We start from the raw sequence: 18905 nt of genomic DNA, 5'->3' as shown, positions 1-18905 counted from the left end.
CATTAATAATTATAATTAGAATTATAAAATGATTCAAATTATCTCAGGTAGGTTTGAATCATGGAATTATCAATTATACCCAAAGAGGAACTTGAAGAAATAGTAAAGTCCTCAGTAGAAAAATCACTGAACCTTTTTTATTCCAAAAAAAGCGAAAACGAAAAGGTTAGTCAAAACTTATCCGTTAGAGAAGCTTCAGATTATTTAAAGGTTTCTGAGCTCACTATCCGAAATTATATTAAACGTGGACTTATCCGGGCTGAAAAAATCGGCAACAGGATTATTATCAATAGAAAAAAATTGGAAGAAACACTCAAAGAAGTTAAGTCTCTAAAGTACAAAAGAGACTGATTTTTTTGAGTTATCCGTCAAATTAACGCACGTTTTATGGAAAAAAGACAATACAAGTGCCAATACTGTCGAAAAAAGTATGTGCCAAAGAAGCGTAGAATACAAAAATATTGTTCGGCGAGCTGTAGATCGAAAGCTTATCATCAACGGAAATCAACTGATTCAAATTTAAAAGTTGCCAGAGACTTAGAGTCTGGATTAAAACAGCCTAAAACAGATAAATATAAAATTGATAGAATGTCGGTAGCAGGAGTAGGAAATGCAGCTGTTGGAAATATTACGGCTGATCTAATTACGAAAGTATTAACACCGGAAAAGAATAGACCAGCAACCAAGGGAGACATTAGCCGTATTGAAGAAAAACTAGGTCGTTTTCAAAGAGTTCTAAATATTCCGAACAAACCCGATGGGACATTTCCTTTCTTCGATTCCGTAAATCAAATTATTGTATATCGTAAACAAATATTATAATGACAAAATTTAGTAAAGGTTTTATAAGGCTTCCTAGAACCATAATGGACTGGGAATGGTATGATGATGTCAATACGTCTAAGATCATGGTACATTTACTTTTAAAGGCAAATTTTGAGAAAAAATCATGGCGAGGCGTTGACATCCATCCAGGCCAATTAATTACTTCTTATGAGAAACTAAGTCTACAAACCGGATTAAGTATTAGCAAGGTTAGAACTGCAATCGATAAGCTTAAAAGCTCAAATGATGTCATTATTGAATCCACCAATAAATTCACTAAAATTAAGGTGAATCAATTTTTTTTTGATAACAAACAAAATAGCAAGGAAATAACTCACCAATCGCAAGCGAATAGCAAACAAATCGCAACAACTAATAATGAAAAAGAAATAGAAATAATTAAAAAAGAATTTAAGGAGAAAGTATATGCCCTCTCAAATTATAAAAAACACATTCTTGATTCTTTTTATGCATACTGGACCGAAAAAAATTCTCAAAAAGGGACATTGCGTTTTCAGAATGAAAAATTCTGGGAAATAGAAAAAAGAATTAAAAAGTGGGCCTCAAACGAAAAATCGCAAACGAAAGATAGAATGCTTGATTTAAATAGGTAAATCGAAAGATAAACCGAAATCTAAAATAAAGTAAATGAATAATAATAAGCCACAATTTTCAATTGACTTTGAACGCCAATATAAAATTGATCATAGTAATGATTTTTTATATACCGAAGAAAGCTCAATAAGATTTAAGACAATTATATATTATTTTGCCCAGCACCAATCCTTTTATAAATCTCCCATATTAAATAGCAAAATATCGACCCCATCATTCAATAAGGGGTTATTGGTAATAGGTAATTATGGTACAGGAAAATCAAGCATTCTCAAAACCTTATCTAGATTGGACAACTATCTTTTCAAATTCCATACTGCCCTAGAGGTCACTTTAGACTATGAAAATATAAATACTCCAAGTGAGAAAAGTGCATTTTATAAAAAATTTAGTTCTGGTAATCGTTTGTTTGATGACATTTTAACCGAAGACTTTGCAAACAACTACGGACAAAAGAATGTTTTTCGAGAATTACTGGAAATTAGATGTGCTAAAAAGGCTAAAACATTTTTAACTTGTAACTATAACCCTTCGTATGGCTGTAATTTAGAAGAAGGATTATTACAATTCAGAACCAAATACGGAGGACGAGTATATGATCGCTTGTTCGAAATGTTTAACATTCTTGAATTTAAGGGAGTAAGTATGAGAAGGTAAATAACTATAATATCAATTCATTAGATTCATTTAAATTCTACCTTTCTTCCCAAACTTTGTATTTTTGAATTTATTTCTAACTAAACAGTCAAATAATCCTTTATCATTATCCGATTTCACCTTTATTAATATCATCATAGGAATAATTCATCAAAAACACTATTATGATAATTCTCGAATAAAAATTGTCTTTTACAGGGTGTCAGGACACTTTATTTTTTCTAAAATTTTAAATTAAATCCTAATTAATGGAATCCACTACCTCGCCACAGGTTAACATGTCCTCGCCAAAATATGGATTTCGAATTTCTTTTTGATTACTTATCCAAATGGCTCCTTTGTTATTATTTGCCATTGGACATTTTTGAATAAATAGTATTTCATCAGTTCCTTTAACATTCATTGTAATTGGAACTATATTTTCATTTAATATCACGAAATGGCTACGTTGATTTTCCAGATTGTCATTCGCAACAATGGCCTCAAGCATTTCTATACTTTTTTTTAAATGTGATTGTTCCATATTGCCGATACCTTTAAAATCTACGGCTTTTAAAAGTAATAATGCCTCTTTCGCGAAAAAGGAAACTTGATCGGCATCACTTGCTACTAAAGCATCTTTCATCTGCAAATAAGGCTTGAGCGCCTTTTTAAATTGTTTTTGAAAATTCTCTGAAAATTCCATCTCCATTTCAGACATTGGCATCATAGCATCCTCTTTCTTTTCTTGATTCATCATAGATTTTTTGCCTTGTAGCTGTGCTGCCGCATCTACTGTAAAGGTTCCATTGGTCACAATCTCATCGCCATTTTGTAAGCCCTCGGTAACTGTGTAATTTTCGCCATTTCGGTTACCGATTGTTACTTCACGCATTTCAAAAACGGGTTCGTTGGGATTGGTTTTTATATAGACCAATGAGCGTTCGCCCGTCCACATTACGGCACTTGCAGGAACTGTTATCACTTCGTTGTTCATCTTCATTTCCCCTTTGAGTTTACCCGTTACAAACATTCCTGGTTTAAAGAGGTCATCTGTATTTTTTAGTGTTGCTCTTACGGTAACCGTTCTCGTTGCATTGTTAAGTATGGGGTCAATAAACGAAACCGTAGCGTCAAATTCTTTATTAGCGTACGCATTGGTTACTACTTTTATTTTTTGACCTACTTTTAAATTTGAAATCTGATTTTCATAGGCATCAAATTCTGCCCAAACCGAATTCAAATTGCTTACTTTCAAAATGGGCTGACCTTGTTTTACATAGTCGCCTTCTCGTGCCATTACTTCCGAAACCGTTCCTGAAACGGTGGCATATACAGGAAAATTATCGCGCACGTTTCCAGAGGATTCTATGGCATCAATCTGGCTTTCGGAAAGCTTCCAATTTTTCAATTTATTTCGAACAGCTTTATACAGTTCAGGCTGCGATTTTTTTAGTGAAGCGGTTGTGAGCAATTCTTGCTGTGCAGCGACCAAATTTGGCGCATAAATTGTAGCCAGCAATTGACCACGATTTACTTTTTGGCCTTCATAATTGACATTCAAACGCTCAATACGCCCATCAAAATAACTTGCTTGCACGGCATTATTTTCTTCGTTGGTGGCGATTTTGCCCGAAAGCGAAATCATTCCATCATCTTCTGACATACTGCCATTACCCACAATAGTAGTTTGAATGTTGGCCAGCGCCATTGCGTTCTCTGTCATTTTAATCTCATTCATTGCAAGGCCATCGGCACCAGATTCGGCAGGTATTAAGTCCATTCCACATATAGGGCAGTCGCCAGGTTCGGGTTGCATAATCTGTGGGTGCATTGAGCAGGTCCATATTTGGTTTTCCGACTCGCCCGAATGGTCGTGGGTATCTGACATTTCAGAAACGTCCTTGTTTGCATTTGCTTCGCTTCCGGAATTGCCAAAAATGAGCCAGCCCGCCAATAGTCCCACGATTACTGCAATTGCTATATATAAAATGTTCTTGTTCATACTATTTTTCGTTTTGTAACCTATCAATCATTTGCTTCATTTCTTCAATTTCCTTTCGTTGTGCTTTGATGATATCTTCGGCTAATTTTTTTACTTCTGGGTCTTTAATGTCTGCACGCTCGCTTGTTAAAATTGCTATGGAATGGTGCGGTATCATTGCTTTCATCCAGAGCACATCGCCTACAGTTGATTTTTGGTCACGTACCAGTCCCAACGCACCTACAAATAGAACGATACTTCCCAAAACAATGGCGATATTCTTCTTTTTATTTTGATACATCCCACGCATTGCTACAAACATTATAATGGCCATTGCCGCAATCCCTAAGCAAACCATATAAAAGCGAGTTAGACTGAACCATACGTGGTCCCACTCATAAGTGTTCAGGTACATTGTGATGTACATAGCTACGAAGGACGCTGCGAGCATTCCTACAAATTTTGTGTATTGATTTTTCTTTTTGTGTTCATTTGAATTTTCCATAATAGTCGGTTTTTTGTTACTTATTTACGTTTGTTTTTAATCAATTTTCTCACAGTAGGTGAACTTGTGTACCAAAGTAGAAATCCACTAAACACCGTTATCAAGCCTAAAAGCGAAAAAGCCCTTAGCACAATTGTATTAAAATTGTCTCGACCTTGATAGTCCATAGTGTGCGTCATCCAAAGAAAATCGAACCAACGCCAATCGCGATGACGTACGGTTTGAAAAGCGCCATTTTCAATCGCCACGTAGGCTTTTAAATTTTCATCGGTTTTATATGAAATCTCATAAGCCGGTAATGGTCTTCCGCGGTACTCGTGGTGGTCGCCTACAGATTCAATCCGTTGTATTTGGTCAAATTCTAAATCAGCCAACATATAGCGTTCTGCTACTTTGATTGCTTCTTGTTCTGTGAGCTCGTCTTTCTTTGTTCCTGTAAGTGCATTATAAAGCACAGTCTCATTAATCCAATAATAGGGCGCATCCGCTATTTCAAGTAATTCTAATGACTTAATCGGTTCCTGAATATTTAGTTGAGAACTTCCCACCAAATCTGAAAATGCAGTTTGTTCAGGAATCTCTTTTTTAAAATGGTCGCCGTGTATCTCATCAATATCTGTCCAGCTGAAATACATTCCACTAATCGTCCACATCAAGAACTGAATACCTAAAAAGATACCCAGATAGCGATGCGCTTTTCTTATTTTTAGTGCTGTTTTTCTTTTGACCATTTTATTTTACTTCAAAAGGAAATTCAACAAGAACCTTTTCCCAACTCAAGCTAATTGTTCCTGAATCATTGGTAGTCTTTGTTACCTTGTATTCTAAATGTTCCTTGATTTCTTCGGAAATTTTTGGGGTTACTTTAAATCTCATCACATCATCTTTCTCATTATATTCATCTTTACCGTGCTGGTTCCAGTTGGAATTAAAAATAATTGTCCATTCCTCTTGATTCGGAATAACAAAGAACCCGTATTTCCCTGCCTTCAACTCTTTACCATCAATGGTCAAATCCTTATTGGTTTCTATCCAAGTGGCCATATGTGCGCCCGCTTGCCAAACGGTATTATAAGGAAGTAAACCGCCAAAAATGATACGTTTACGAACTCCTGGGGATGAATAATCAATATGAATATGCGCATCGCCCACCATCGCCATTGCGCTTGTATGCGGACTCAATGATTTTTTTTTATTAGGTTCTGCACTTGTTGAATTTTGCTCTGTTTTGTCGGTAATTGGCACTTCTTGAGCTTCCTTTGAAGCTTCTTTACAAGAAGCTAAAAGGATAATACATAATAGAATGATACTTTTTTTCATTATATAGGATGGTTTAGTTAATTGATTTTGTTCTGAGCCTAAGTGCGTTTGCTATTACTGAAACTGAACTAAAACTCATTGCCAGCGCCGCAATCATAGGCGATAACAGAATTCCGAAAAATGGGAATAATACACCTGCCGCAATCGGTACACCCAGCGTGTTGTATATCATAGCAAAAAATAGATTTTGTTTTATGTTACGCATAACTTTGTGGCTAAGGTTTCTTGCTTTTACGATACCGTGCAAATCGCCCTTTACCAAGGTTATCATAGCGCTTTCTATAGCGACATCAGTTCCTGTGCCCATTGCAATACCCACATCACTTTTTGCCAGTGCTGGTGCATCATTGATACCATCGCCTGCCATTGCGACTACTTTGCCTTGCTGTTGTAGTTTTTTAACCTCATCCAGTTTGTTTTCAGGTAACATTCCTGCTTTGAAGTCAGCGAGATTGAGTTCGCTCGCCACAGCTTGGGCGGTGTCGTGATTATCTCCTGTGAGCATTCTCACTTCAATGCCTTTGTCCTGTAATTCTTTGATTGCCTTGGCGCTCGTTTCTTTTATTTTATCGCCAATGACCACATAGCCTGAAACTTCGCCATCAATGGATAAGTAGGAAACCGTTTTCCCCTGTTTCTGAAAGGATTGTGCTTCATCTTTCATAGCAGATGAAATTGTTGCCTTAGCATATTCCATCATTTTATCGTTTCCTAAATCGAGCTTCTTGCCATCAACTGTTCCTTCTACGCCTTTTCCGGTTACTGCGCTAAAGTTTTCGGTTTTTGATATTTCGACCTTCTGCTCCTTTCCATATTTCACGGTGGCTTCGGCAAGTGGATGCTCGCTGGAACTGTTTAGGGATGCGATAAGATGTAGAATTTCGCTTTCGCGAAAGCGAGATTCATCAAACGACCCAATTTTCTCAACCGTTGGTTTCCCTTCCGTAATGGTTCCTGTTTTATCAACGATAAGGGTGTCCACTTTGTCCATTTTCTCTAAGGCTTCGGCATTCTTAATTAGGACACCATTTTGGGCACCTTTACCAACACCTACCATAACGGACATCGGTGTTGCCAATCCCAATGCACAAGGACAGGCTATAATCAATACGGCAATGGCATTTACAAGAGCAAATACATAAGCTGGTTCTGGTCCCCAAATCGCCCAGACAATGAAAGTGATGACCGCAATGATAACCACGACAGGCACGAAATAGCCTGAAACCGTATCTGCCAATTTCTGAATAGGGGCACGACTGCGACTGGCATCGTTTACCATATGTATGATTTGGGAAAGCAAGGTGTCGCTACCTACTTTTTCGGCTTCCATCAAGAAAGATTGATTCCCATTAATGGTACCGCTACTTACTTTATCATCTACAGATTTATTGACTGGAATCGGTTCTCCTGAAATCATTGACTCATCTACGGTAGTTTCGCCTTCGGTAATTTTGCCATCCACAGGGATTTTATCTCCTGGCTTTACTCGTAGGATATCTCCTTTTTCAATCTGGTCGATGGAAACTTCTTCTTCGTTTCCATCCACTACGCGTACTGCTTTGTTAGGTGCAAGCTTTAATAATTCTTTCACTGCTGAATTGGTTTTACTATGTGCACGGGCTTCTAAAACTTGACCCATCAATACCAATGTGAGGATAACCGTAGCGGCTTCAAAATACACGTGAACCGCACCGGATTCTGTTTTAAATTGTTCCGGAAAAAAGTCTGGAAACAACATCCCAAAAACACTAAAGAGCCAAGCCACGCCCGCACCTATACCGATTAAGGTGAACATATTGAGATTCCAGGTTTTAATACTTCGATAAGCACGTTCAAAGAACATCCAAGTGGCATAAAACACCACAGGAATGGAAAGCCCAAATTGAATCCAGTTCCACCATTTCTGCTCCATTACATCATAAAGTGGATTGTTGGGAATCATCTCGCTCATAGCGATTAGGAAAATAGGAAGCGTAAAGGCTACTGCTATCCAAAATTTCTTAATCAGCTTATTATATGTTTTTTCTTCGGCAGATAAATCAGGTTCCATCGGCACTAAATCCATTCCGCAAATAGGACAGCTTCCCGGCTCGTCCTTTACGATTTCAGGATGCATTGGGCAGGTCCACTGTTCAGTAGTAGTTGTAGCTGACAAATTTTGCTCTTCGACCAAATCCATTCCACAAACGGGACAATCGCCTGGTTTGTCATAGGTTTTATCGCCCTCGCAGTGCATTGGGCAATAAAACGTTCCCGTTCCCTTGCCCTCTGGTTTCGCTTTTTTCGGTTTTGCTGAAGCGGAATCATCATCGTGATAATGTTCGCCTGATTTGTGGATGCTATACGAACCACCATCTTGCTTTAGAGCTTTTTGAAATGTTTCGATAGAAATATGAGATTCCATTTCGATGGTCGCCTCTTCTTTCTCTAAATTAACCGAAGCGTTAGTCACACCTTCCACTTTAGAAAGTGTTTGCTCAACGTGGGTTCTGCAACCATTGCAGGTCATTCCTTGTATGTGATAGGTGTGTTTCATTTTTATTGAATTATGAATTTTATAATCAAACCTCCTGCAAGCCATACATAACAAATGAATGCTGCATATTTTAAGATGGTTTCCAGCAATTGGCTTTTTGGTGCCATCTCGCTCATAGAATGCTCAACGTCTTTTTTCTTATAAAAGCCCAAGTAAATTAGGTAGGCGGATATAGCAAGAAAGGCAATGTTCAAAAAGAAGGTGTAGTCAATCTTAAAATGTTCTTTATCCTGAATTTTTACCTGCGATGGATCTGGCAGTATGCTAAGCAAGTCGAAACTATAATGTAGTGCGAGTGATGTACAAATCAAAGCCGTAAACAGCAGGAATAATATGAACAATGACATCTTCCATCCGTAATATTTTGCATTGATGCGCAATACGGGAAAAACGACCAAGTCGCTAAAAATAAATGCCATAACTCCCGCAAAACTTACGCCTTTTCCGAACAGTAATGCTGCCAAAGGAATATTACCCATTGAACCGATAAACGTCAAAAACGCAGCAACCGGACCGACCACGATATGTTCCAGAATTTCGAGAAAAGTAAAATCGGTATTGCCTTGACCACTATTGATGAACAAGGTCTGAAAAAAGGAATCGGGAACGAATGCAGCTACGATTCCAGCGATGGTAAAGCCTACGGTTACGTCCTTCCAGACCATCTGCCATTCCATCTTATATTTTTTAGCCACACGCGCCCAGCTCTCTTCCTTTTTAATCTGTTTTTTCCAATCCTTGGAATCGTCCATCGCATCATCGTCTTCGCTCTCAAGATTTTTTCTTGCTTTCTCAATAAGCTTTTTAGGATTGATAATGCGTATTAGAATCCAGCAAATGAGGATTAGCAATATGCCACCTACATACTCGCCCACAACAAATTGCCATCCCAGAAAAATGGAAATGATGATTCCCAGTTCTATAACCAAATTTGTAGATGCCAGTAGATACGCTATGGAAGATGAAAAACTTGCTCCTTTCTTGAAGATGGATTTAGTTCCTGCCAGCGCGGCAAAGCTGCACGAGCTACTTATAAAGCCAAAAAAAGTGCCCAAGAGCATACTTTTGCCTTCCTTTTCTCCCATTGCTTTTTGCATCCGCTTTTCGGTTACAAAAATCTGTATCATACTACTGATGATGTAACCCAATATGAACGCCCATAATGCCATCCAGAAGAATCCAGTGGTGGTATAGGCTGCTTCGCCCCATTGTTTTAAAAAATCATTCATACCTCTTAATATTTGTGCCTGAAATGGGAAGGGGTTCTAACTAACCAACCATCAATGAAAAAATTCCCTTCCCGTATCAGGACTTTACTCTAAGTCATCTTTTAAAGTTTTCATATAGTTCAATACTGCTTCCTTTTCCTCTTTTGAAAAAATAGCATCCCTATGAATAAGCGTGTAGCTATCTAAGGGCATCTCGCCGTTTTCTATCTGCTTAATGATAGAGCGCAGTTTACTGTTCTTTCTTCTGTCTGAATAGTTGGCCCATTCGTTAAAATTCAATTCTTCTTTTCCTTCTTTAATATGGTCTTCCAAAAACCAAGCAACAGGTTGCACCTTATTGTACCAAGGGTACTTTGTATTGTTGCTATGGCAATCATAGCAGGAAACCTGCAACGATTTCTCGACCGTTGCAGGCACTATATTGACAAGCATAAAATCCGTTTGCGGTACGGCCTCACTCTTGTTATAATCCATCGGAAACAACTGAATGACCACAAACGCAATTAATGCTATCCACGCTATGATTTTTAAAACTTTCAATTAGTTTATTTCTCGTTGTACTTTGCCACATTTCAACATTTGACTACCGAAATATGGATTTCTAATTTCTTCATTCATACTCAGCCAAGCTCCGCCTTCGTTATTATTGTACATAGGGCAGAACTGCTCATAGAGTTTTTTATCGGTTCCGGTAATGGCTACCATATCGGTAACGTCTTTGCTCAACGTCTTAAAATGCTCGCGTTGATGCTTGATATCGCTCTCTCCAATATGCTCTGCGTGTTCTGTGGCATCTTCAATTATGTCTTTTAATTCAGTTTGTTCATTATCGGAATAGTTGGATACATCAAAAGCTTTTAGTGATTTCGCTAATGTGTTACCAAGCTCCTTCGCTTTGCCATTGTCATCGCTTACAAGCGCATCTTTTAAGTTGAAATAATCATTCAGGATTGCTTCTGCTTTTGCATCTTGGTTGTCACTCATCGCCATATCGTCCTTGTCATCCATAGATTCTTGGTGCATCTCATTGCTCATCGGCGCAGCAGCCTCTTCTGTGTTTCCGTCTTTACAGGAAACTGTTAATATCATTGTGGCAGCCAGTGCCATTGTACTCATTGTTCTTTTTACTGTTTTCATTTTGTATTGTATTTAGGTTAATAATTATTTTTTTAAAATCTAACTGATAGTCCACCACCTGCACCGAAACGGTTGTCATAACTCCCCATTAATGAGAAGTTTCTACCAAGGACATATTCAAGTCCTACCTGCCAAGTGGTCTCTTCTTCAAAATCCTGACCTTCTGGCAACTTGCCGTCCCAGCCAAAATCCATTTGGTATTCATACTCGCCATAGATTCCCAAGCGTGGGAAAATCATAAAGCCTGTACTAAAAGCAATTTGAGGACGTAGTTTGCTATCTATCCTAAAATCTGAATTGATAAGCATTGGCATCAACCATCTAACACCAGCGATTGCTGTGGTATTGATTTCTTCAAGGCTATCTTCCATACCATTTTCAACATTGACTCCACCGAATACACGGAAATAATCATTTAAATAGCGCTCGTATGTAAGCTCAGCTTCCAGATTTTTGTTCCAGCCATATTCGCCCCTTACGGCAAACTGATTTCGGATATTGGTGGCAGTCGCATACAGTTCCGTCATATGGCTTGCCCCTGTGATTTCGCCCCACGTAAATATGTGGTCTGCTTCATTTGTGAGATTTGTTAGCGGATAACCTTCTAAGCGGTCATCTCGTTGTGTATCATAGCTAAAAACCCTTGCCATACCACTCATCATATGGTATAAAATGTGGCAATGAAAAAACCAATCTCCAGATTCATCGGCTGCAAATTCAAAAACCACCTTCTGCATTGGCGCTACGTTTACTGTATGCTTTAAAGGCGAGTACTCGCCATTTTCATTCAGTACCCTAAAGAAGTGCCCGTGCAGGTGCATTGGGTGGTGCATCATCGTAAGGTTGTTGAGTGTGACACGAACCACTTCGCCTTGTTTGATTTTTATCTTATCGGTTTCAGAAAGGGGAACACCATTTATAGACCAGACATAGCGGTTCATATTTCCGGTAAGGTTGAAGAGCATTTCTTTTACAGGTTTATCATTGTCAAACTCAGTTTTTTCGGGCGACTTTAGATAATTGTAATTGAATTCTGGGTTACCGCCAGTTTTCATATTGTCGCCCACGACTTTATCTTTAGGTATCATATAGCCCATTTTCATTGCTCCCATTTCCTTATCTTTACCCTTCTGCATATTGGCCTTACCTTTTTTCATTTTCATTTCGGACTTTGACATCTGCATCTTATCGTGATTCATTTTACCGTGGTCCATTTGGGCAGAATCTTTCTTCATACCTGCCTGTCCGGCAGGCAGGTCCATTCCATCCATCTTCATCTTATCATCTCTCATAGGCATTCCGTCCATCTGCATACCGCCCATATCCATCTTGTATTTTTCCATCACTTGAATGGAATCGTTTTTAGAAGGATTGAATTTTGAAGCTGGTGCACCCATTTTCATTCCCATAGACATCATCTGTTTCATACTTTTTATAAGGTTTGGTTCTGGAATACTCGGTGCTTCGAGTATTGAACCAGTACCTATATATGCTGAAGCTTCGCCTGAACCATCTTGTGCAGTAGCTCTCACTTGAAGTTTACCATTTTCGGGAACCGTAACAATGAAATCATAGGTTTCTGCTACGCCAATCAAGGTTTTATTGTGGGCAACAGGAACCACGTCAAGGCCATCTGCTGAAACGAGCATAGGATCTTCTCCGCCAAAAGTCAACCAGAAATAAGAGGCTGCGGCAGCATTAACAAATCGTAAGCGCACACGTTCTCCAGCTTGGAAATCGGGATAATTTTGCTCAGAGCCACCATTGATGAAGAATTTATCGTAGTAGTTGTCTGAAATTGCCATATCAGGCATACGTTTCCAAGCCATTTTTAACTTTGCGCCTACTGCATTTTGAGCAATTAATTTATCGAGACTTTGTACTTGACCTTTTTTAATCAAGTACCATTCGTTTCCTCGTTTAAGATTTTTTAGTTGGGATTGTGGATTCTCGTCAACCCAGTCGGATAACACCAAAACCAAATCTTTGTCATATTCCAAATCAGTTTCTTTTGGATTGATTTGGATGGAACCATAAACACCACGCTGCTCCTGAAGTCCTGTGTGTGAATGATACCAGTACGTACCAGATTGTTTTAATGCAAACTTGTATTGTTGGGTTTCTCCGGGAAGAATTGGTGGCGTTGTCAAATACGGTACACCATCGTAAAAATTTGGAAGTATCAATCCGTGCCAATGCACAGATGTTTCTACATTCATTTTATTGGTCACATTAATGATGGCAAATTCCCCTTCATTAAATTCCAGATTGGGACCAGGAATGCCACCATTTATAGTCATCGCTTGTACATCTTTTCCCGTGAAGTTGACCGTCTCGTACTCAATGGTTAGGTCATAGACGCGCTCCGGCCAATTGTCCACATTTTCTTCGGACTCATTTGCAATTAACTGTGCATTTGCTCCGAAAGAAACACAAAGTAAAAGCCCAAATAATATTCTCATTTTCATAGGTGTATTTTTTAATTTTTACACAAAATTAATACTGAATTTCAGCTTGTTGTGTTATAATTTTGGTTCATATCTATACAATCTTGTCTAAAGGATTTCTAAAATTTTTCTGCCCATCCCTATAATCGCTCAGGCTCATTCCGGTCTCACTTTTAAATTGTTTACTTAGATGATTCACGTTGCTGTAATCGAGCAATTGGCTTATTTCTGTGAAATTATAATCGGGTGTTTGGATAAGTTCCTTGACCTTTTCTATCTTCAGTTTGATAAAATATTTTTCAATAGTGATGCCCTCGGTAATGGAAAACACCTTGCTGATTTTTGAATAGTCCTTTTGTAATTTATCCGCAAGAAAATCGGATAGCTTACCATCAATTTCAAGGGGCATTACATTCAATAACTTTATCAATTCAATTTTTACTTGCTCGGTCAATTTATCCTCAGTAGAAGCGATGAGTGCAAATCCATTTCTTTTTAAAATTTCGGTAAGTATGCTCAATTGTTCTTTTTCATTCATATCTAATCGAAGCCTACCCAACTCAATATCCAACAGACTAATGTTAGCCTTAAACAGTTCATCTTTTAAGACCTTGATGCAGCGGTCACACACCATATTTTTTATGTAGTAATCCTTTGCCATCGTTAGTTGATTAGGTAATTAATAATTGACTGCTGCACATAATATTGCTGCACAGAAGCTATTTGCTCCATCTGAAATTTTAATTGCAGTTCTTGAATGTCGAGCACATCGTTGAAATCTATTGTTCCCGTTTCATAATTCTTGATAAGAATTTGCTCAGCATCTTTCGCCTGTTTCAAATTCTTAGCTTGGGTATTAAATTTAATTCGGGCCTGATTGCGTTGAGATATCGCTTTCGCGAAAGCGGATTCCAAAACATTCAATCGTTGTGATTTCTGCGTCTCAATTTCCTGTTGGCGTAGCTCATTTTGTCTTGTAATAGACTTATATCTATTATTAAAAATGGGAATGGAAACCGAAACCATTGGCATCAACACATCCTTTCCATTGTCTATTGGGTTCATATCGGTGCGTTCACTTACAGGTAGGTAGTCCACGCCAAAACCAATCATAGGTAGGCTCTCACGCTGATTGAGCAGTTCCGATTGTGCTATGGATTCGTAGAGCTTATCGTATTTGAGCAATTCAGGATTGAGTGATAAAGCTTCCGTACCGTATATAGGGTCATTATCTGGAATTTCCATTGCTGCTACTAAATCAACCGTCCTATTTTCATCACGATTCAAGAGATTATTGAATGTTGTTTGTTCTGCGCTAAATTCCTCTTCCAATACTTCCTTTTGTTGCTGCAATTCATTTTGACGAATCTGTAACCGCAACACATCTACCGCAGATGCCTTGCCCACTTCTACCGAAGTCAAGGCAAGACGCTCATAAGTTTTTAGTAGCTGAATATTCTCGTCGAGTACCTTTTGCTTTGCTCTTGTTTCATACAACCTGTAATAGGATTGCGCTACTGAAAGCGCCAATTTTCGTTTGGCGATTGTGATTTCCACGTATTCAGCTTCGGCCATTGAAGTCGCATAATTTTCACGTGCGGTAATGGTACCAAACCAAGGTAACATCTGTTTTACGCCTATTCGCGCTCTTTGAGCGCCCACTCTTGTTTCTGGCTCACTTACAAAATAGCCTGCGCTGACTTCCGTATTGGGTAGCCAGTTTGCTTCATTTACCTTTTCTTCGGCAATATTGTAGCGCAATTCAAAAGCCTGAATTTCTGGGTTATTAGCTTCAGCTTCTTCAATGTAGCTTTGTAGTTGTTGCGCTTTCGCGAAAGCGGAAACAAACAAAAGACAGATTATGATTTTAATATTTTTCATTTGTTTGCTCTTTTAAGTTGGTATTCCTTTTTCCAGCTATATAGAACCGGTAACAGGAAATAAGATGTGACGTCGATTATCATTCCGCCAAAAATGGGGATGGCCATCGGTATCATAATGTCGCTTCCTTTTCCTGTAGATGTGAGTACTGGCAACAATGCCAAAACTGTGGTCACGGTGGTCATCAAACAAGGACGTATGCGTTTTCCTGCCGCTTCCAATGTGGCGAGACGTATGCCTTTTTTACTGTCTGGCTCGTTGCTTTTAAAAGATTGGTCTAAATAAGTTGCCATTACAACACCATCATCTGTCGCGATTCCAAACAAGGCTATAAAGCCGACCCAAACGGCCACACTCAAATTGATGGTTTTCATATTGAACAAATCCCGTAGGTTCTCGCCAAAAAAGCTGAAATTGAAAAACCAATCCTGACCGTATAACCAAATCATTATAAAGCCACCTGCAAATGCTACGGCGATGGCAGTAAAAACCATAAGCGACGTAGAAACCGACTTGAACTGGAAATACAAAATCAAGAAAATGACCAGCAAACAAAGTGGCACAACGACCGATAACGTTTTTTCTGCTCGCAATTGATTTTCGTACGTTCCCGTAAATCGGTAACTGATTCCTTGTGGCACGACCAAATCGCCATTATCTATTTTCTGTTGAATGAGCGCTTGGGCATTTTCCACCACATCGACTTCGGCAAAGCCATCGAGTTTATCAAACAGCACGTAGCCAATTAAGAAGGTGTCTTCACTCTTAATGACCTGTGGACCTTGCTCATATCGTATATCTACCAATTCGCCCAAAGGAACCGGACTTCCAGTTGATACAGGTACATAGATACTTTTTAAGTCTTCTGGATTTGCACGCAATTCCCGTGGATAGCGTACTCTTACACCATACCGCTCACGGCCTTCTACCGTTTGGGTAAGCGGCATACCGCCCACAGCTACTTGAAGGACTTCCTGAACATCCATTATTGAAATCCCATAGCGTGCCAACTGGTCTCTTTTAATGTCAATCAGCAAATAAGGTTTACCCACGATGCGGTCTGCGAAAACGGCTTGTTCTTTAACACCTTCGGCTTGTTTTAGGATGTCTTCCAGTTGCAGTCCAAAGTTTTCTATGGTTTTTAAATCTGGTCCTTTTACCTTGATACCCATAGGTGCTCGCATACCTGTTTGTAGCATAACGAGTCGCGTCTCGATGGGCTGCAACTTTGGCGCAGAAGTAACGCCTGGGAATTTGGTCACTTTTACGATTTCATTCCAAATATCATCAGGACTACTGATTTCCGGTCGCCAGTTTCGGTAATATTCGCCGTCGTCGTCTTCAATCAAATCATTGCGCGTTGCACTTGTTTTGAGTTTTGATGCTGCATAGTTTGCATCATCATCGATTTCATTATTTGGGTTGATAATGAACTTGTCATCTTTCAGAACAAATAGACCATCATCGTTTACAAGATAGCGTTGTCTCTCGCCATTTTCATTTCGCATATATTCAGACTTGTACTGAATTACATTTTCATACATCGAGAGTGGCGCAGGGTCGAGAGCAGATTCTGTTCTACCCGCTTTTCCTACTACCGTTTCAATTTCAGGAATGCTCGCCACAGCCATATCCAGTTGTTGTAGCACCCGTTTATTTTCTTCCACACCGGCGTGCGGTAAGGATGTAGGCATTAATAAGAATGAACCTTCATTAAGTGCTGGCATAAATTCCTTTCCCGTGTTTCGCATTATGACCACACCTAAAATCAGCACCGTGGTTGGAATGATTAAAAACAGGTATCGGTTTTGAAGTGCCCAACGCAAAATGCTGTCATAGTATCTTCGGAAAACTGTAAACACACCAAGCAGTCCAAAGCAGATAATCGCTACAAAAATCAAATTCATTAGAATGCTGCGGTCAAAACCAAGTGGTCGCCAGTATTCGGCGAGTAGGAAAACAATAGCAACACAGGAAATAATAATATGGATGAGATTAGCTCGTTTTTCTGTAATTCTATCCCTTACGCTCAAAAGCGCAACAACACCGTAGGCAATCAAAATGAGACCAAGCCAATAGCCATAAAAGATGGCTGTGATACCAAGGACAATGAGAACACCATTAATAATGTACTTTGAGCGTTCCATTAGGTTACTTTTCTTAAAAAGAATCGCGGCAAAAGGCGGTATTAAAAACAGCGCGATTACAAGCGATGCAGCAAGTGCCATTGTTTTTGTAAAGGCGAGTGGTCTGAATAGTTTTCCCTCAGCACCTATCATTGTAAACACAGGTAGAAAACTGATAATCGTTGTGAGAACTGCGGTCAAAATTGCACCAGAAACTTCCGCAGTTGCGTTGTAGATAATTTCGTTTGTGGTGTATTCTATTCCGCTTTCGCGAAAGCGTAATTTTTCATCTTCCAGATGCCGAATCATATTTTCGGCAAGTATGACGCCCACGTCCACCATCGTACCGATAGCAATTGCAATTCCCGATAAGGCAACAATGTTGGCATCTACATTAAAGAGCTTCATCGTAATAAATACCATCAACACCGCGACAGGCAACAAGCCAGAGATGAGGATAGATGCGCGTAGGTTAAACACCATTACGATGATGACCAAAATGGTAATCAGGATTTCAAGCGTAAGGGCTTCATTGAGCGTGTGAAGTGTTTCCTGAATAAGTTGCGTGCGGTCATAAAAGGGAACAATAGTTACTTGTGAAGTACGACCATCTGCCAAGATTTTGGTGGGTAGTCCGGGTGATAATTCAGCTATTTGGTCTTTTACATTATTGATGACTTCCAATGGATTTGAACCATACCGGGCCACTACTACACCACCTACCACTTCGGCACCTTCCTTATCTAAAATTCCACGTCGCGTTTGTGGTCCCAAATGAACATTAGCGATGTCTTTGATTCGGATGGAAGTGAAGTTTTCAGAGGCGACCACCGCATTTTCAATATCTGCAATCGATTTCACATACCCCAAACCACGAACCAAATATTCAGCTTGATTAATTTCCAAAGTCTGAGCACCGATATCTTGATTGCTTTCTTTAACCGCTTTTACAATATCTGACAAGCCGATGTTATACTGGCGCATTTTTTCAGGATCAACATCCACTTGGTATTCCTGAACGAAACCACCAATTGAGGCCACTTCGGAAACACCGCTTGCTGATGACAATCCGTATTTCACATAATAATCCTGAATGCTGCGTAATTCTTGTAAATCCCAACCTCCAGTTACTTTGCCATCTTTATCCCGACCTTCCAGAGTATACCAAAAAATTTGACCCAAACCTGTGGCGTCTGGTCCCAATGCAGGGTTTACACCTTCGGGCAATAAGTTTGCAGGAAGAGAATTTAGCTTTTCGAGAATCCGGCTGCGCGACCAATAAAACTCTATATCTTCTTCAAAAATGATATAGATACTGGAAAACCCAAACATTGAAGAACTACGGACTGTCTTGACACCAGGGATTCCCAACAATGAAGTCGTAAGTGGATAGGTAATTTGATCCTCAATATCCTGCGGTGAACGCCCTTGCCATTTGGTAAATACAATTTGCTGGTTTTCTCCAATATCAGGAATGGCATCAACAGCTACAGGATCTGTTGGTAAAATACCTGTTTCCCATTTAAAGGGAGCGTTGACTATACCCCAACCAACAAACAGTGTTATTATGAGTACTGCTACAAGTTTATTCTCAATAAAAAATTTAATCGCTTTATTAAGCATACGATTCGATTATTAGATAGTTGAAATTGCGCAAAACAGAA

At 39.1% G+C, this 18905-nt stretch carries 16 protein-coding genes; 4 read left to right on the top strand and 12 right to left on the bottom strand.

The genetic code is table 11. The features are described 5' to 3' along the window. Positions 1–60: 60 nt before the first annotated feature. Genes ALE3EI_RS12985 through ALE3EI_RS12970 form a run of 4 tightly spaced genes read left to right on the top strand, consistent with a single transcriptional unit; the run spans position 61 to position 2097 of the window. Complete coding sequence (locus tag ALE3EI_RS12985; protein WP_186989342.1) at positions 61–351, top strand: helix-turn-helix domain-containing protein; 291 nt, start codon at positions 61–63, stop codon at positions 349–351. 36 nt (positions 352–387) lie between these two features. Then, on the top strand, positions 388–822 hold the full coding sequence (locus tag ALE3EI_RS12980; RefSeq protein ID WP_186989340.1) for a hypothetical protein: 435 nt from the start codon (positions 388–390) through the stop codon (positions 820–822). Then, positions 822–1439, top strand: coding sequence for a hypothetical protein (locus ALE3EI_RS12975; RefSeq protein ID WP_186989338.1), 618 nt, complete (start codon positions 822–824; stop codon positions 1437–1439). Before ALE3EI_RS12980 ends, ALE3EI_RS12975 begins: the two co-directional genes overlap by 1 nt. Positions 1440–1473: 34 nt before the next feature. Further along, positions 1474–2097, top strand: coding sequence for a P-loop NTPase family protein (locus ALE3EI_RS12970; RefSeq protein ID WP_186989336.1), 624 nt, complete (start codon positions 1474–1476; stop codon positions 2095–2097). A 241-nt stretch (positions 2098–2338) separates the two neighbouring features. Here the strand turns inward: ALE3EI_RS12970 and ALE3EI_RS12965 are convergent, their stop codons facing one another. The 12 genes from ALE3EI_RS12965 to ALE3EI_RS12910 form a co-directional block, all read right to left on the bottom strand. Continuing rightward, positions 2339–4081 carry an efflux RND transporter periplasmic adaptor subunit gene (locus ALE3EI_RS12965; protein ID WP_186989334.1) on the bottom strand — a complete coding sequence of 581 codons (1743 nt, stop codon included), beginning with the start codon at positions 4079–4081 and terminating at the stop codon, positions 2339–2341. Between the two features lies 1 nt (position 4082). Beyond that, on the bottom strand, positions 4083–4565 hold the full coding sequence (locus tag ALE3EI_RS12960) for a DUF305 domain-containing protein (RefSeq protein WP_126161000.1): 483 nt from the start codon (positions 4563–4565) through the stop codon (positions 4083–4085). 20 nt (positions 4566–4585) lie between these two features. Continuing rightward, positions 4586–5296 carry a PepSY domain-containing protein gene (locus ALE3EI_RS12955; RefSeq protein ID WP_186989332.1) on the bottom strand — a complete coding sequence of 237 codons (711 nt, stop codon included), beginning with the start codon at positions 5294–5296 and terminating at the stop codon, positions 4586–4588. Position 5297: 1 nt separating this feature from the next. Further along, entirely contained in the window at positions 5298–5885 is a 588-nt protein-coding gene (locus ALE3EI_RS12950; RefSeq protein ID WP_186989330.1) for a DUF2911 domain-containing protein, read from the bottom strand. A 13-nt stretch (positions 5886–5898) separates the two neighbouring features. Beyond that, positions 5899–8421 (bottom strand): heavy metal translocating P-type ATPase, encoded by a 2523-nt coding sequence (locus ALE3EI_RS12945; protein ID WP_186989328.1) that lies wholly within the window; start codon positions 8419–8421, stop codon positions 5899–5901. 2 nt (positions 8422–8423) lie between these two features. Further along, positions 8424–9650 carry a permease gene (locus tag ALE3EI_RS12940; protein WP_186989326.1) on the bottom strand — a complete coding sequence of 409 codons (1227 nt, stop codon included), beginning with the start codon at positions 9648–9650 and terminating at the stop codon, positions 8424–8426. 84 nt (positions 9651–9734) lie between these two features. Then, on the bottom strand, positions 9735–10190 hold the full coding sequence (locus tag ALE3EI_RS12935; RefSeq protein ID WP_186989324.1) for a heme-binding domain-containing protein: 456 nt from the start codon (positions 10188–10190) through the stop codon (positions 9735–9737). Beyond that, entirely contained in the window at positions 10191–10787 is a 597-nt protein-coding gene (locus tag ALE3EI_RS12930; RefSeq protein ID WP_186989322.1) for a DUF3347 domain-containing protein, read from the bottom strand. Between the two features lie 32 nt (positions 10788–10819). Next, a complete protein-coding gene (locus ALE3EI_RS12925) occupies positions 10820–13255 on the bottom strand; it encodes a multicopper oxidase domain-containing protein (RefSeq protein ID WP_186989320.1) in 2436 nt (811 codons plus the stop codon). Between the two features lie 73 nt (positions 13256–13328). Continuing rightward, positions 13329–13895: a helix-turn-helix domain-containing protein gene (locus ALE3EI_RS12920; RefSeq protein ID WP_186989318.1), complete on the bottom strand. Its 567-nt coding sequence runs from the start codon at positions 13893–13895 to the stop codon at positions 13329–13331. Between the two features lie 2 nt (positions 13896–13897). After that, on the bottom strand, positions 13898–15115 hold the full coding sequence (locus ALE3EI_RS12915) for a TolC family protein (protein ID WP_186989316.1): 1218 nt from the start codon (positions 15113–15115) through the stop codon (positions 13898–13900). Beyond that, positions 15112–18864 carry an efflux RND transporter permease subunit gene (locus ALE3EI_RS12910; protein WP_186989315.1) on the bottom strand — a complete coding sequence of 1251 codons (3753 nt, stop codon included), beginning with the start codon at positions 18862–18864 and terminating at the stop codon, positions 15112–15114. The genes ALE3EI_RS12915 and ALE3EI_RS12910 overlap by 4 nt, the downstream gene beginning before the upstream one ends. Positions 18865–18905: the final 41 nt, after the last annotated feature.

Source organism: Constantimarinum furrinae (assembly GCF_014295415.1).
In the GTDB taxonomy this organism is placed as follows: Bacteria; Bacteroidota; Bacteroidia; order Flavobacteriales; family Flavobacteriaceae; genus Constantimarinum; species Constantimarinum furrinae.
This window is presented reverse-complemented; position numbering and strand designations above follow the sequence as displayed.

Excerpts from the sequence above, each read along its gene's own strand:
- ALE3EI_RS12955 (WP_186989332.1), bottom strand. The coding sequence starts at position 5,296 with ATGGTCAAAAGAAAAACAGCACTAAAAATAAGAAAAGCGCATCGCTAT.
- ALE3EI_RS12945 (WP_186989328.1), bottom strand. The coding sequence starts at position 8,421 with ATGAAACACACCTATCACATACAAGGAATGACCTGCAATGGTTGCAGA.
- ALE3EI_RS12940 (WP_186989326.1), bottom strand. The coding sequence starts at position 9,650 with ATGAATGATTTTTTAAAACAATGGGGCGAAGCAGCCTATACCACCACT.
- ALE3EI_RS12920 (WP_186989318.1), bottom strand. The coding sequence starts at position 13,895 with ATGGCAAAGGATTACTACATAAAAAATATGGTGTGTGACCGCTGCATC.
- ALE3EI_RS12970 (WP_186989336.1), top strand. The coding sequence starts at position 1,474 with ATGAATAATAATAAGCCACAATTTTCAATTGACTTTGAACGCCAATAT.
- ALE3EI_RS12965 (WP_186989334.1), bottom strand. The coding sequence starts at position 4,081 with ATGAACAAGAACATTTTATATATAGCAATTGCAGTAATCGTGGGACTA.
- ALE3EI_RS12915 (WP_186989316.1), bottom strand. The coding sequence starts at position 15,115 with ATGAAAAATATTAAAATCATAATCTGTCTTTTGTTTGTTTCCGCTTTC.
- ALE3EI_RS12930 (WP_186989322.1), bottom strand. The coding sequence starts at position 10,787 with ATGAAAACAGTAAAAAGAACAATGAGTACAATGGCACTGGCTGCCACA.
- ALE3EI_RS12985 (WP_186989342.1), top strand. The coding sequence starts at position 61 with ATGGAATTATCAATTATACCCAAAGAGGAACTTGAAGAAATAGTAAAG.
- ALE3EI_RS12950 (WP_186989330.1), bottom strand. The coding sequence starts at position 5,885 with ATGAAAAAAAGTATCATTCTATTATGTATTATCCTTTTAGCTTCTTGT.
- ALE3EI_RS12980 (WP_186989340.1), top strand. The coding sequence starts at position 388 with ATGGAAAAAAGACAATACAAGTGCCAATACTGTCGAAAAAAGTATGTG.
- ALE3EI_RS12910 (WP_186989315.1), bottom strand. The coding sequence starts at position 18,864 with ATGCTTAATAAAGCGATTAAATTTTTTATTGAGAATAAACTTGTAGCA.
- ALE3EI_RS12975 (WP_186989338.1), top strand. The coding sequence starts at position 822 with ATGACAAAATTTAGTAAAGGTTTTATAAGGCTTCCTAGAACCATAATG.
- ALE3EI_RS12925 (WP_186989320.1), bottom strand. The coding sequence starts at position 13,255 with ATGAAAATGAGAATATTATTTGGGCTTTTACTTTGTGTTTCTTTCGGA.
- ALE3EI_RS12960 (WP_126161000.1), bottom strand. The coding sequence starts at position 4,565 with ATGGAAAATTCAAATGAACACAAAAAGAAAAATCAATACACAAAATTT.